We start from the raw sequence: 12,583 nt of genomic DNA on the forward strand, positions 1-12,583 counted from the left end.
ACGTGCGTCCACCGATGCGCCACGTCGACCCCGGCATCGAGGCAGTCGTGGACCGACCCCGCGGCGACGTGCCCCTCAGCCGCCCGTGAACATGGAGATGGCGAGCTCGGCACCCGCTGCCCGGCACGGCTCGTCGAGCGTGGCGAGCGCGTCGTTCCAGGCGTCCGACCTGATGCCGGCCGGCTCGGCAGCCGTCCCGGCGGTGACCGCGGGAGCGGCGTCCTTCAGGTCGGCGACGCCCCGGTCGACAGCCCCGTCCCCGTTCGAGGGGATGCGGTCGAGCGCGCGCGTCGCGACGGCGTACCAGCCCTGCTGCTCCTGGGCAGCCATGCGGCCCTCGGTCAGGGCGACGTCCGCGTTCTCCACGATCGTCATGACGTCGGAGACGGCCGCGCACGCGGCAGCGTCCTGCGCCCCGGCGTCCCCGGACGCGTCCACCTGAGCGACCTCGCCCGTGGGCTCCGGAGGGGCGGTGCTCGCGCCTCCGCAGCCGGCCACCGTCAGAGCCACCAGCACCAGGACCGAAGCCCCTGCCGTCTGCTGTCCTCGCACGAACGCACCCCCGTCTCGACAATGAGTGCCCTGAGACTACACAGTCCGCCCGATGCGCCGTGCACGGGCCGTGGAGGCTCCGGCCGACGCCGCTTCCCGAGGAGATCGTGGCGCGGCCCGCTCCCTGTGGAGCGGGCCGCGCCCGTGCTCACGAGCGCGCTGCCCGGGGCCGGTTCCGTGCCGGCGTCACGGGGTGAAGATCCTCTCGGCCTGGTCGCGCTCGACGTGCAGGTCCCAGTACAGGGGGGAGATCTGGTCCGCGGAGGCGCTGGGCGTGCCCTCGGGGGCGCGGTCGCCGATCCAGGCCCCGATGGCCACGTGAGCGGCCTGGACGCCCTCGGGTGCGAGCTCCTTGTGCAGGTTCAGCACCCAGGAGCGCAACGCGGCGCCGGCCGTGTTGATGTCACCGAGCATCGGAGTGGGGTCCACCGATCCGGCCCCGGTGGTGAACAGGAGCGTGCCTGCGCCGGCCAGCCGCATCGCGGGCAGCACCACGCCGACTGCTGCGATCGCACCGTGGACGAGGTATCGCATCTGCAGGTCGACGTCGGCGGCGGTGAGCCTGCTGGGCGTGAGGAACTTCGGCTCAGGGCCGCCCGGTGAGTACTCGAGCACGTCGATGCCACCGAAGTGCTCGGCGGCCGCCTCCAGCGCGCCGGTCAACGACTCGGTGTCCAGGACGTCGGCCGCGAACCCTCGGGCGGAGACGCCGTCGGCGGTCAGGTCCGCGACCCGTGCGTCGAGACCCGCCCGACTGCGCGAGAGCAGGGCTACGTCGAAGCCGTGAGAGCCGAACGTGCGTGCGACGGCCAGGCCCATGCCGGGCCCGGCGCCGACAACAGCGATAGTGGGCAAGAGAGCTCCTCCAGAAGAACGGCCTCGTCCGAAGCGGTGCGAGGCCTACCAGTTACTAGTCGTTCCTTGGTAACTTTGGATAACCACGCTCACACGGTCAAGAAGGCACTTTGAGGTGCCGTGGTTCTCTGGAGGTAACGATGCAGGTCAGCGGCAAGACGGACCCGATCTGCGGACCGGGCGCGGAGCGGGCGCGGGAGGTCCTGGACCTGGTCTCGGACAAGTGGTCCCTCTACGTCGTCGCCGCGCTCGGGCACGGACCGCTGCGGTTCAGCCAGACCCGTCGGGTCGTGAGCGGGATCAGCCAGCGCATGCTCACGGTGACCCTGCGCCGCCTCGCGCGCGACGGCCTCGTCACCCGGACCGTCGTCCCCACGGTGCCCCCACAGGTCACCTACGCGCTGACCGAGACCGGACACAGCCTGCGTCAGGCGGTTCAGCCGTTGATCGACTGGGCCTTCACCACCGTCGACGACATCGACGCCGCTCGCGCGGCCCATGACGCCCAGGCATGAGCGTCACCCCACCGCCGACCTTGCGGGCCCGACCGGCTCCTCCGGGAGGACACCGTCGCCGACCTGATCGGCGTCACCCGGACCCTGTGTGACCACATCCTGTAGACATCGGCGGATCTGGCGCCATCAGACTCGTTCCACGACGAGAGGCTTGAAATCCCGACGATCCAGAGACTCCCGCTTCGGTCGGGCTGACAGGAGCTGGCCCTGCGCCCCTTGTCCGAGAACTCACCGCAACAGGCTGCGGCCCTCCATCTATCAAGATGCCCTGCGCATACCTCCGCGTTGGAACGCATGCTCCACTCTCATCCCGGGCCACCTTCTACCACCAGAGCGCACGTTTCTGGAGACTTTTCTGGAGACAGGCTTACCCTTGTGGCCGCTCGACTCAGGCCCAGGTTCGGATGCGCCTGCCGCGGTCTTGTCGGCGCCTCGCAGGTGCAGGGCGCGACGGCTGGTCAGGTGCTCAGGGCTGGTCGTGGCGCAGCCCGGTTTCATGGCAGGCGTCTACCGAGCTCGACCTCTGGCCGCGAGCTCGGGCGAGGCATAGCCTCAGTCCATGTGGAGACGTCACACGCCAAAGCCGCTGGATGAGGTCGACTGCTGGCTCAACGAAGGCCTGCCTGACGATGTCGAGCAACGGCTCAACGACGTCGCACGCCAGCACATGGGACGCCCCGAGGCTGAGGTCCGTGCAGCGCTTGAGTCCGCGAGCATCGCAGCACCTACGTCTGTACTCAACGGCCTCGCGACGCGCATCTCTGTTCTTCAGCCGGCCAAGGCCCCACTGACGAGAGTCCGAATGCGCACCGACTAGCAACGCAAACCAAGACGCTCGAGTGCCGCCGAGTCAAGGTGGTGCGTTGGTGGGTTGAGACCGTCACTGTTTGTCGGACGTAGCAGGAAGGTTCCGCGACGCCCGATGCCGGTTCTCAGGCAGTTGTGTCCGCCACGGTCGCGTCGCTGCGGCGTACGCGGTTCGCCAAACGTGAGCCGAGGGTCGCCGCGGCACCGGCGGCGAGAAGCAGCAGTGCAGCGGCGAGCAGTGTCTCGTGCACTTGCTCCATGCGTTCGTAGAACACTCAGACAAAGTCAGCGTCTTCGCTGTCCAGAGAGCGGGCGAACCGTGTGGTGACGTACCAGCGGTTGACCCAAGCAATGAGGTTGACGACGCTGAACAATCCGAAGACGGCTGCGGCGATCCGGCACCACTTCGCGGCCTTACGCAGGACCGCTACGTTCCTTGCCTCAACGACCATGCCGCATGCTCCCACATCTCGCACAGGCCCCACCTGTAGACCTCCGAGTCGTAGGTGACCGTGAGCGTGGGGCAAGCCGCCGCTACAGGGCACCGTCAACCTTGTCAGGTCTCGACGAGGTTGTCTGACGCCGCAGAACCGGCCAGTCCCGCGCCGCCGTCGCCCGCCCACTCGGAATCTCCCGAGACACCCTCTACCGGCATCAGGCCGTCATCGAGGCTCGCAGAGGCTTGGCGTGAGTGGGCGGCGCCCTCCCGATTGGCTGTGCTGCGCATCCGAATCGGCCGGGGCATGGTCAGTACCGCCTCGCATTTCGCACCGGCCCGCAGGCAGGCCGAGTACCGTCGGCGGCAGACCTCGGCCGCTACCAAGGAGACCCTGTCGTGACGACACCGCCCGAGACCGTCACCGCCGCACCGAACGACTTCGTCGACGCGGGGGTCCTCGAGGCGGGGCCCGTGCGCCTCGAACCGCTCGACATGCACCACGTCGACGACCTGTGGAAGGCATCCGAGGGAGACCGGACCTCGTTCGGACTGACGAACGTGCCGTACGGCCGGGAGCAGACCTGGGAGTACGTGCGGCGCGCCGTCGACGCACGGCAGGTCCGCCAGGCCGTGCCCTACGCCGTGATCGACCGGCAGACCGGCGTGGCCGTGGGGACCAGCCGCTTTTGCTACGTGGAGTTCTGGAGGTGGCCGGACACCGACCGGCCACGGCCCCTGGACCAGCCCGACGCTGCCCAGATCGGGTACACGTGGCTGGCCGCGCACGTCCAGGGCACGGGCGTCAACCGATGGGCCAAGCGACTGATGCTGGAGCTGGCGTTCGAGACGTGGCGACTCAACCGCGTGACCCTCCGCACGGACGCGCGCAACTCTCGGTCCCGACGAGCGATCCTCAGCCTCGGCGCCACGTTCGAGGGCGTGCTGCGCGCCACGCAGGTGGGGTATGACGGGCAGATCCGCGACTCGGCCTCCTACTCGATCCTCGACTCGGAGTGGCCGCGCGTCCGCGACGAGCTCGATCGCCAGCTCCAGCGTTGAGCCTCCCCAGGGAGGCGTCGCCGTGCGCAGCTTCGGCCACAAGGCCTTGGCAGTCCGCCGCTCGCCCCTTCCCCGACAGGACACCAACGGTCCTCAAGCGCCCGACGCCCAACGAGACGACCTCCCGCTCTCCGACCCTCCCGCCAAGAGGCACGCCCCGAGGGTGGGAACGCGAGGATCAGACCTGCCTCGCGCCGAACATGGGCGCAGCCCTTGTCGCACGACGTGAGGTTCTTGCTGAGAGTCATTCGGTGGCCACGGGGCCTCTATGCACTAGCCACACCGTGCCATTCACGACCGGTAGACGCTTGCCTGCACGCGGGATACCGCGCTGACGGCAGGCGACCAGCTCGCGGTGGGGTCTGTGGAGGCGCCGCAACCCGTCAGCGGTGACATGGCGTGACAGCCGAGCCTGCTTGCGGAGGGCTTCAACGACAAAGCCCAGGTCAGTCGGTGCTGAACACCGTCTGACCTGGGCTTGCTGTCGGGCTGACAGGATTTGAACCTGCGACCCCTTGACCCCCAGTCAAGTGCGCTACCAAGCTGCGCCACAGCCCGTGAGCCCCGGAGGGCTTCACCAGCCCTTCAGGGCCGAGAGAAACAATACCCCACTTTGGGCGGTGTCCGTGCATCGTCGCTGGTGAGTGGCACAGGTCACGCGCTCACAGGCCGGATCCGGCCGCCCTTCAGCGCGGGTCGAGGCGGGTCCCAGCCTCGCCTCGGCGCCGGGTAGGCGGTCAGGGTCAGCCGAGCAGGGCGTCGTGGTGCGCCGTCCCACGGTCTCGGACCACGGCCACCTGCTCGGCACCGGGCCGGAGACGCCCAGGAGGGCCGCACGCGCCTCTCCGGCACGCACGGCCCTCCCCGTGTCTCTAGGCACCTCACATGCCCCGCAGGAGCCCCTGCAGGGCCCGCCGGGCGTCCGTCAGCGCTTGCGCTTCTCGCGCACGCGCACCGAGATCTCGATGGGCGTGCCCTCGAAGCCGAAGGTCTCGCGCAGGCGACGCTCGATGAAGCGGCGGTAGCCGGCCTCGAGGAAGCCGGTCGCGAAGATCACGAAGCGCGGCGGGCGCGTGGACGCCTGGGTCGCGAACAGGATGCGGGGCTGCTTGCCGCCGCGCAGCGGGTGCGGGTGCGCCGCGACGAGCTCGCCCAGGAACGCGTTGAGGCGCCCGGTGGGGATGCGCTTGTCCCAGGACTCGAGCGAGCGCTCGAGAGCGGGCACGAGGCGGTCGGTGTGCCAGCCGGTGCGGGCCGAGACGTTGACGCGCGGCGCCCACTGGATCTGCACGAGGTCCTTCTCGATCTCGCGCTCCAGGAAGGGGCGGCGGTCCTCGTCCATGAGGTCCCACTTGTTGTAGGCGATGACGAGGGCACGCCCGGCGTCGACGACCTGGGAGATGACGCGCGTGTCCTGCTCGGTGAGCGGGACGGAGGCGTCGACGAGCACGACGGCGACCTCGGCCTTCTCGATCGCGGCCTGGGTGCGCAGGGAGGCGTAGAAGTCGGCGCCCTTGGTCTGGTGCACGCGGCGGCGGATGCCTGCGGTGTCGACGAACCACCACGGGATGCCCTTGAGGAGCACGAGCTCGTCGACGGGGTCGCGCGTGGTGCCGGCGACGGAGTCGACGACGACGCGGTCGGAGCCCGCGACCTTGTTCAGGAGGGAGGACTTGCCGACGTTGGGGCGGCCGACGAGCGCGACCCGGCGCGGGCCGGACGGCAGGACGACGGCGTGCTCGGACACGAGCGGCAGGGCCTTCATGGCGGCGTCGAGCAGGTCACCGGTGCCGCGCCCGTGCAGGGCGGAGACGGGGTGCGGCTCGCCGAGGCCCAGGCTCCAGAGCTCGGTCGCGTCGGCCTCGCCGCGCGCGCCGTCGACCTTGTTGGCGCACAGCACGACGGGCTTGCCGGACTTGCGGAGCAGCTTGACGACGCGCTCGTCGGTGGCCGTGGGGCCCACGGTCGCGTCGACGACGAACACGACGGCGTCCGAGAGCGCGATCGCGACCTCGGCCTGCTCGGCGACGCGCGCCTCGATGCCGGCGACGTCGACCTCCCAGCCACCGGTGTCGACGAGCGTGAACTGGCGTCCGGCCCACTCGGCCGGGTAGGAGACGCGGTCGCGCGTGACGCCGGGCTTGTCCTCGGTCACGGCCTCGCGGCGACCGAGGATGCGGTTGACGAGCGTGGACTTGCCCACGTTGGGGCGGCCGACGATCGCGAGGACCGGCAGCGGCGCCTCGGGCTCCAGGTCCCCGTCCTGGTCGTACTCGCCGGACAGGAGCGCCATGTCCTCGTCGGCGAGCTCGTAGTCGGCGAGGCCTGCGCGCAGGGCGCGCTCGCGGCTCTCGTCGTCCTGCTCGTCGCCCTCGACGGGGACGAAGGGATCGATGGAGTCTTCAGGCTGCCCGACGACGTCGCTCGCCTGGTCGATCGTCTCACCGGGGGTCTGCGACACCTCGTCGAGGGATGCCTGGGCATCGGGCTGTGCGTGGTCGGGTGTGGTCATGGCGACCATTCTCCCAGCAACACGGCAGTTCTCCGAACGAGATCCCCGAGCGACACGCCCGGAGTGCACGACGTCACTCGCCGGGGCGTCCCCCGGGGAGGGTGCGCTCGGGTCCGTCGACGGGCAGGGCGATCCCCGAGCGGTCCACGGCACCGGTCACGAGCGTGGCGAGCGCGGTCCGGATCTGCTCGTTGGCGGCGTCGAGGGCTGCCTTGCCGCGGACGCCGTCGGGCTTCTCGACGAGCAGCGGCGCGCCGAACTCGACGTAGAGGCGTCGACGGAACCCGGGGACGCGGTTGAGGCCGTCGCCCGTGCGGCGCGTGCCGAGCACCGCGACGGGGACCACGACGGCGGGCCCGTTGAGCGCGAGCCAGGCGACGCCGGCGCGTGCGGACGTCGCGTCGCCGCGGCCGCGGTTGCCCTCCGGGAACACCCCCACTCCCCCGTCGCGGCGCAGGACCGCGAGCGCCGTGACGAGCGCGGCGCGTCCCCCGCGCCGGTCGACGGGGATCTGCCCGGCCGCGCGCAGGATCCACCCGACGGGCCCGACGAACATCTCCTCCTTGACGAGGACGTGGAGGGGCCGGGGCGCGACGCCCAGCACCAGGGGTCCGTCGACGAGTCCCGTGTGGTTGGCGGCCAGGAGCACGGGTCCGGCGGCCGGGACGAGGTCCGCTCCGACCACCCGCGTGTCCCAGACCACGTGCGCGAGGAAGCGCCCCACCCACCGGGACCAGGCGGGCCCGGCGGGAGAGGGGACGTGCGGGGTGCTCACCGAGCGGTCCCCTCGCCCCCCGTGCCGGCGTCGTGCGTCGTCGTGGTGGCCATGACCTGCTCGACGACGTCGAGCACAGCCTGGACGGTCTGCTCGAAGTCCAGGTCGGACGAGTCGACCGTGACGACACCGTCGGCCGCGACGTGGAACTGGGAGACGGTCGAGTCGTCGCGGTCGCGGCGCAGGACCTGGTCCTTGGTGGCCTCTACCGCGGCCGCGTCGGCCGCGCCGTGGACCTCGAGCGAGCGGCGCGCCAGGCGGGCCTCCTCGCTCGCGGTCAGGAGGATGCGGGCGTCGGCGTCGGGGGCGACGACGGTCGTGATGTCGCGCCCCTCGGCGACGATGCCGCGCCCGCCGGAGAACGACGCGTCGGCGGCTGCGGCCGACGACTCTGCCGCGATGATGACGCGCTGGAGGCGGCGCAGCTCGGCGCGGACCGCGAGGTTCGTCGCGACCGCGCTCACGGCCGTGGAGATCTCGGTCGTGCGGATCGCCTCGCCGACGTCGGTGCCGTCGACGTGCACGGTGGGCGCGGCGGGGTCGATCCCCATGACGAGCGGCATGACGTCGACGGCCGCGGCGACGGCGGCCTGGTCGGTGAGGTCGACGCCCTCCTCGAGGCACCACCACGTGGCGGCGCGGTACATGGCACCCGTGTCGAGGTACGCCGTGCCGAGGCGGCGCGCGACGGCGCGCGAGACGCTCGACTTCCCGGAGCCGGAGGGCCCGTCGATCGCGACGACCAGCCCGGGCGCGCCCTGGCGCGCTCCCGCGCTCACTGGGCCAGGTCCTTGCGCAGCGACGTCGCCCCGTGCAGGTACACGTGCTGGACGTCGGCCCGCGGGGTGTCGAGCTCGGCGTGCGCCATGAGGCGCACCACGCGGGGCAGCGCGCCGGGCACACCGATCTCGACCGCGCACATCAGGGGCACGTCGCCGAGCCCCATCTCGCGCGCGGCCGCGGCCGGGAAGTCGGCGACGAGGTCGGGCGTGCAGGTGAAGAAGATCGAGATGAGCGACGCGGTGTCGATCTCGTTCGCGTCGAGGACTGCCTGGACGAGCTCGCGCGTGCGCTCGAAGAGGTGCTCGCGCTCGTCGACGTCGAGCTGCGTGGCGCCCCGGATGGCCCGGACGGGCATGGGTGGTACTCCTTCGTACGGGAGGAACGGACGGTGCCGGGCGTCGCCCCGGGATCGCGCGGACGCGCCTCCCGGGGCGACGGGACGGGCTAGAGCCCGACCTCGGCCATGAGCGTGCCGAGCTCGGTACGGCCCAGGACGCGGGTCGCGCCCGGGCGCAGGTTGCCCAGGTGGATCGAGCCGATGCGGGTGCGCACGAGGCGGGTCACGGGGTGGCCGATCTCCTCGAACATGCGGCGGACGATGCGGTGACGCCCCTCGTGGAGCACGACCTCGACCATGCTGGCCTGGGGGGTCGTGTCGACGACGCGGTAGCGGTCCACCTTGGCGGGGCCGTCCTCGAGCTCGACGCCGTGGAGGAGCCTGTTGGCGACGTTGCCCGCGACGCGGCCCTCGACGGTCACGAGGTAGGTCTTGGAGACCTCGTACTTGGGGTGCGTCAGGCGGTTGGCGAGCTCGCCGTCGTTCGTCAGGAGCAGCAGCCCCTCGCTGTCGGCGTCGAGGCGCCCGACGTGGAAGAGGCGCTCGGGGCGCGTCGCGACGAACTGCGTGAGCGCGGGGCGACCCTCGGGGTCGTGCATCGTGGACACGACGCCGAGCGGCTTGTTCAGCGCGATCGTCACGAGGGACTGGTCGAGCTGGACCCGCATGCCGTCGACGTGGATGACGGCCTTCTCGGGGTCGACGCGCACACCGAGCTCGCGCACCACGACGCCGTCGACCTCGACACGGCCTGCGGCGATCAGGTCCTCGCACGCGCGGCGCGAGCCCAGGCCTGCGGTCGCGAGGACCTTCTGGAGGCGGACGCCGTCGGCGACGTGGACGTCACGCTGGGGGCCCTGGGGGGTCGCGCGGCGACGCGGCGGGTTGCTCTTGCCCGCCTGGGGGTCGCCCGCCCACCCGCGTCCCGCACCGGAGCGGGGGGCCGCGGAGCGCTGACCTGCCGACCGCCCACCGCCCGCGCGACCACTGCCCGGTCGACCCGTGCCCGAGGTGTTCTCGGACCGCTGTCCTCGGGCGGCCGGACGGCCACCCTCGCGTGCGCTGCTCATGATGTTCCTTCGTCGTTCGTGCTGGGTCGAGCGTCGTCGGGCAGGGCCGGCGGCCGCGGCTGCGCGCGGTCGCTCCCGCCCCCGGACGCTCCGAGTGTGCGGTCTGCGGCGTCGACGATCGAGTCGACGTCCGGCAGGTGAGGCGCGAGGGCGGGGAGCTCGTCGAGCGACGAGAAGCCCATGCGCTCCAAGAAGTATCCCGTGGTTCCGTACAGGACCGCACCCGTCGAGGGATCCTGACCGACCTCCGCGACGAGCCCGCGGGTCGTCAGCGTCCGTACGACGCCGTCCACGTTCACGCCGCGCACGGCCGAGATCTGGCCGCGCGTGACCGGTTGACGGTACGCGACGACCGCGAGGGTCTCCAAAGCGGCCTGCGTCAGGCGCGCGCTCTGGCCCTCCAGGAGGAACCGTCCGACGACGTCGGCGAACACCGGCGCCGAGTAGATGCGCCATCCTCCGCCGGCCTGGCGCAGCTCGAAACCGCGGGGCCTGCCGCCGAGCTCGCCGCGGTACTCCGCGGCCAGCTCGCCGAGCAGGTCCTCGACCTCGCGCTGCGGCAGTCCGAGCGCAGTGGCGAGCTGGACGGCCGGGATGGGCTCGTCGGCGACCATGAGGACGGCCTCGAGGGCCGCGAGCGCCCCGCCCGGCAGGTGCTCGGCGCTGAACGTCACGTCCGGGGCGTCGGTCTCGCGGGGGACGGCGCCGGGCGCGCTCCCCTGCGCACGGCCGCCGTCGCCGGTGCTCGTGGTGCTCGTCCCGACCGTGTCCTGCGTCATGCTCTCCCCGTTCCTGCGTGCGTCTCGTCGGCGGTGCGCACCGTGCCGTCCACCATCTCGCCGCCGCCGTCCGCGGCAGCCAAGGCCGCGCGGTCCGCCGCGGCCTCCACGTCGTCGTCGCCCACGGGCACGTCGCCGTCGTCGAACTCCTCGCCCACGGCCGCGAGCGCGTCCAGCGCGCCGTCCCCCTCGTCGTCGGCGCCCGTCCAGCGGACCGTGAGCTCACCGAGCGCCTCGACCTGCTCGAACGCGACGAGCCCCTCACGGAAGAGCTCGAGGAGCGCGAGGAAGCGCGCGACCACGACGATCGTCTCGCCCGCGTCGGCGACGAGCACGCGGAAGGACGCGGCTCCCTCGCGGCGCAGCAGCCCGACGACGATGCTCGCCTGCTCGCGCACGCTCACCGCGGGCGCGTGCAGGTGGGTCAGAGACACCCCGGGCGGGGGCGCCTTGGGCTCGAGGGCCTTGGCCGCCATGGCCGCGAGCTGGTCGGGGCCGAGCTTCCACACGAGCTCGGGCAGCAGGGCCGCGAGGTGAGGTTCGAGCTGCACGATGCGCGGGAAGCGGCGCCCCTCGGTCGCGAGCCGGTCCGCGATGACCGCGGAGACCTGCTTGTAGGCGCGGTACTGCAGGAGCCGGGCGAACAGCAGGTCGCGGGCCTCGAGCAGCTCGAGGTCCTCGGCGCTCTCGACGTCGCCCGTGGGCAGCAGCCTGGCGGCCTTGAGGTCGAGCAGGGTCGCGGCCACGAGCAGGAACTCGCTCGCGGTGCCCAGGTCCCAGCCGGGGTGCCCGCCGCGCCCGGGGACGGGGCGACGCGAACGCCCGGGACGAGCGGCGCCGTCGGGCACCGTGCCCGACGGCTCGGCCCGCGCCGCCTCCTCGGCCTCGCGTGCGAGGCGCTCGGCCGTGCGGATGTACGCGATGAACTCGTCCGTGACCTGCGAGAGCGCGATCTCCGTGATGTCGAGCTTGTGCTTCGCGATGAGCGAGAGCAGCAGGTCGAAGGGGCCCGAGAAGTTCTCGAGGTGCACCTCGAACGCGGGGTTGCCGTTCCGGTCGGTCGAGGGGACGGCCGGCGCGGGGGCCTCCGCCGAGGCGGTCGGTGGGTCGGGCTGCTGGTCCTGCGTGGCGTCCGCCCGGGCGGACGCCGGTGCGGTCTCAGGCAGCGTCGCCACGGGCGACCAGCTCGCGGGCGAGCTGACGGTAGGCCGTCGCGCCCGGGTGGGAGGGGGCGTAGACCGTGATGGGCTCGGCCGCGACCGACGCGTCCGGGAACTTCACGGTGCGCCCGATCACGGTGTGCAGGAGCTTGTCGCCGAAGGCCTCGTGCACGCGCGCCACGACCTCGCGCGAGTGCAGGGTGCGCGAGTCGAACATGGTCGCGAGGATGCCGTCGACCTCGAGACGCGGGTTGAGGCGGTCGCGCACCTTCTCGATGGTCTCGACCAGCAGGGCGACGCCGCGCAGCGCGAAGAACTCGCACTCGAGCGGGATGAGGACGCCGTGCGCGGCCGTGAGGGCGTTGACGGTCAGCAGGCCCAGGGAGGGCTGGCAGTCCACGAGGATCACGTCGTACTCGTCCTGCACGGGCCGCAGGACCCGCGCCAGCACGGACTCGCGCGCGACCTCTCCCACGAGCTGGACCTCGGCCGCGGACAGGTCGATGTTGGCGGGCAGCACGTCGAGGTTCTCGACGGCCGTGGGCACGATGACCTCGCGGATGTCCGCGCCACGCTCCATGAGGAGGTTGTAGACCGTGCGGTCGAGGTCGTGCGGGTTGACGCCCAGGCCAACCGACGCGGCGCCCTGCGGGTCGAAGTCGACCAGCAGGACCTTGCGCCCGTACTCGGCGAGCGTCGCGCCCAGGTTGATGGTCGTGGTCGTCTTGCCGACCCCGCCCTTCTGGTTGCACATCGCGATGATGCGCCCGGGACCGTGCGTGGCGAGCACGGCCGGCACGGGGAAGTCGGGGATCTCGCGGCCGACGGGATCGACCCGGGGGGTGCTGTCGGGTGCGACGTCCGCACCGCCGTCGACGGCGCCCGCCACCGTGTCGACGCGTGCGTCGAACGGTCCGGCGGCGTCCTGGATCTCGCTCGG

14 protein-coding genes, 1 tRNA gene and 1 pseudogene are annotated in these 12,583 nt (G+C 72.0%); 3 read left to right on the plus strand and 13 right to left on the minus strand.

Translation table 11 applies throughout. From position 1 onward, the window contains the following. Window positions 1-75: 75 nt before the first annotated feature. Both NHG27_RS03875 and NHG27_RS03880 read right to left on the minus strand, forming a co-directional pair. Window positions 76-552, minus strand: coding sequence for a hypothetical protein (locus NHG27_RS03875; RefSeq protein ID WP_497014812.1), 477 nt, complete (start codon window positions 550-552; stop codon window positions 76-78). Between the two features lie 186 nt (window positions 553-738). Beyond that, entirely contained in the window at window positions 739-1,407 is a 669-nt protein-coding gene (locus NHG27_RS03880) for an SDR family NAD(P)-dependent oxidoreductase (protein WP_497014813.1), read from the minus strand. A gap of 140 nt (window positions 1,408-1,547) precedes the next feature. Here NHG27_RS03880 and NHG27_RS03885 point away from each other — a divergent pair, with 140 nt between their 5' ends. Beyond that, window positions 1,548-1,922 carry a winged helix-turn-helix transcriptional regulator gene (locus NHG27_RS03885; protein ID WP_497014814.1) on the plus strand — a complete coding sequence of 125 codons (375 nt, stop codon included), beginning with the start codon at window positions 1,548-1,550 and terminating at the stop codon, window positions 1,920-1,922. Window positions 1,923-2,854: 932 nt separating this feature from the next. On the opposite strand, the gene NHG27_RS03890 is transcribed toward NHG27_RS03885, so the two are convergent. Further along, window positions 2,855-3,004, minus strand: a complete 150-nt coding sequence (locus NHG27_RS03890; RefSeq protein WP_497014815.1) for a hypothetical protein — start codon at window positions 3,002-3,004, stop codon at window positions 2,855-2,857. Then, window positions 3,005-3,181, minus strand: coding sequence for a hypothetical protein (locus tag NHG27_RS03895; RefSeq protein ID WP_497014816.1), 177 nt, complete (start codon window positions 3,179-3,181; stop codon window positions 3,005-3,007). Between the two features lie 137 nt (window positions 3,182-3,318). Between NHG27_RS03895 and NHG27_RS03900 the strand changes: the two are divergent. Both NHG27_RS03900 and NHG27_RS03905 read left to right on the plus strand, forming a co-directional pair. Beyond that, a pseudogene (locus tag NHG27_RS03900) lies at window positions 3,319-3,420 on the plus strand (hypothetical protein); the annotation flags it as partial. Between the two features lie 144 nt (window positions 3,421-3,564). After that, the gene (locus NHG27_RS03905; protein ID WP_497014817.1) at window positions 3,565-4,227 is read left to right on the plus strand and encodes a GNAT family N-acetyltransferase; all 663 of its coding nucleotides are present in this window, start codon (window positions 3,565-3,567) and stop codon (window positions 4,225-4,227) included. A gap of 484 nt (window positions 4,228-4,711) precedes the next feature. Here NHG27_RS03905 and NHG27_RS03910 read toward each other — a convergent pair. The 9 genes from NHG27_RS03910 to NHG27_RS03950 all read right to left on the minus strand — a co-directional run bounded on the left by NHG27_RS03910 (window position 4,712) and on the right by NHG27_RS03950 (window position 12,532). Further along, window positions 4,712-4,785 (minus strand) — tRNA-Pro (locus NHG27_RS03910). A 367-nt stretch (window positions 4,786-5,152) separates the two neighbouring features. After that, a complete protein-coding gene (gene der / locus NHG27_RS03915) occupies window positions 5,153-6,739 on the minus strand; it encodes a ribosome biogenesis GTPase Der (protein WP_193719704.1) in 1,587 nt (528 codons plus the stop codon). 73 nt (window positions 6,740-6,812) lie between these two features. Then, window positions 6,813-7,514 (minus strand): lysophospholipid acyltransferase family protein, encoded by a 702-nt coding sequence (locus NHG27_RS03920; RefSeq protein ID WP_497014818.1) that lies wholly within the window; start codon window positions 7,512-7,514, stop codon window positions 6,813-6,815. Next, the gene (gene cmk, locus NHG27_RS03925; protein WP_497014819.1) at window positions 7,511-8,293 is read right to left on the minus strand and encodes a (d)CMP kinase; all 783 of its coding nucleotides are present in this window, start codon (window positions 8,291-8,293) and stop codon (window positions 7,511-7,513) included. The genes NHG27_RS03920 and cmk overlap by 4 nt, the downstream gene beginning before the upstream one ends. After that, window positions 8,290-8,652 carry a chorismate mutase gene (aroH, locus tag NHG27_RS03930; RefSeq protein ID WP_497014820.1) on the minus strand — a complete coding sequence of 121 codons (363 nt, stop codon included), beginning with the start codon at window positions 8,650-8,652 and terminating at the stop codon, window positions 8,290-8,292. Before aroH ends, cmk begins: the two co-directional genes overlap by 4 nt. Window positions 8,653-8,741: 89 nt before the next feature. Beyond that, complete coding sequence (locus NHG27_RS03935) at window positions 8,742-9,704, minus strand: pseudouridine synthase (RefSeq protein ID WP_193719707.1); 963 nt, start codon at window positions 9,702-9,704, stop codon at window positions 8,742-8,744. Further along, window positions 9,701-10,483 (minus strand): SMC-Scp complex subunit ScpB, encoded by a 783-nt coding sequence (gene scpB / locus NHG27_RS03940; RefSeq protein WP_497014821.1) that lies wholly within the window; start codon window positions 10,481-10,483, stop codon window positions 9,701-9,703. The genes NHG27_RS03935 and scpB overlap by 4 nt, the downstream gene beginning before the upstream one ends. Next, entirely contained in the window at window positions 10,480-11,658 is a 1,179-nt protein-coding gene (locus tag NHG27_RS03945; RefSeq protein WP_497014822.1) for a segregation and condensation protein A, read from the minus strand. The genes scpB and NHG27_RS03945 overlap by 4 nt, the downstream gene beginning before the upstream one ends. Further along, complete coding sequence (locus tag NHG27_RS03950) at window positions 11,642-12,532, minus strand: ParA family protein (protein ID WP_193719751.1); 891 nt, start codon at window positions 12,530-12,532, stop codon at window positions 11,642-11,644. Before NHG27_RS03950 ends, NHG27_RS03945 begins: the two co-directional genes overlap by 17 nt. Window positions 12,533-12,583: the final 51 nt, after the last annotated feature.

The organism is Oerskovia sp. 140933, assembly GCF_059651515.1.

Coding starts and splice junctions, on each gene's coding strand:
- NHG27_RS03885 (WP_497014814.1), top strand. CDS start 1,548: ATGCAGGTCAGCGGCAAGACGGACCCGATCTGCGGACCGGGCGCGGAG.
- NHG27_RS03895 (WP_497014816.1), bottom strand. CDS start 3,181: ATGGTCGTTGAGGCAAGGAACGTAGCGGTCCTGCGTAAGGCCGCGAAG.
- der (WP_193719704.1), bottom strand. CDS start 6,739: ATGACCACACCCGACCACGCACAGCCCGATGCCCAGGCATCCCTCGAC.
- aroH (WP_497014820.1), bottom strand. CDS start 8,652: ATGCCCGTCCGGGCCATCCGGGGCGCCACGCAGCTCGACGTCGACGAG.
- NHG27_RS03935 (WP_193719707.1), bottom strand. CDS start 9,704: ATGAGCAGCGCACGCGAGGGTGGCCGTCCGGCCGCCCGAGGACAGCGG.
- scpB (WP_497014821.1), bottom strand. CDS start 10,483: ATGACGCAGGACACGGTCGGGACGAGCACCACGAGCACCGGCGACGGC.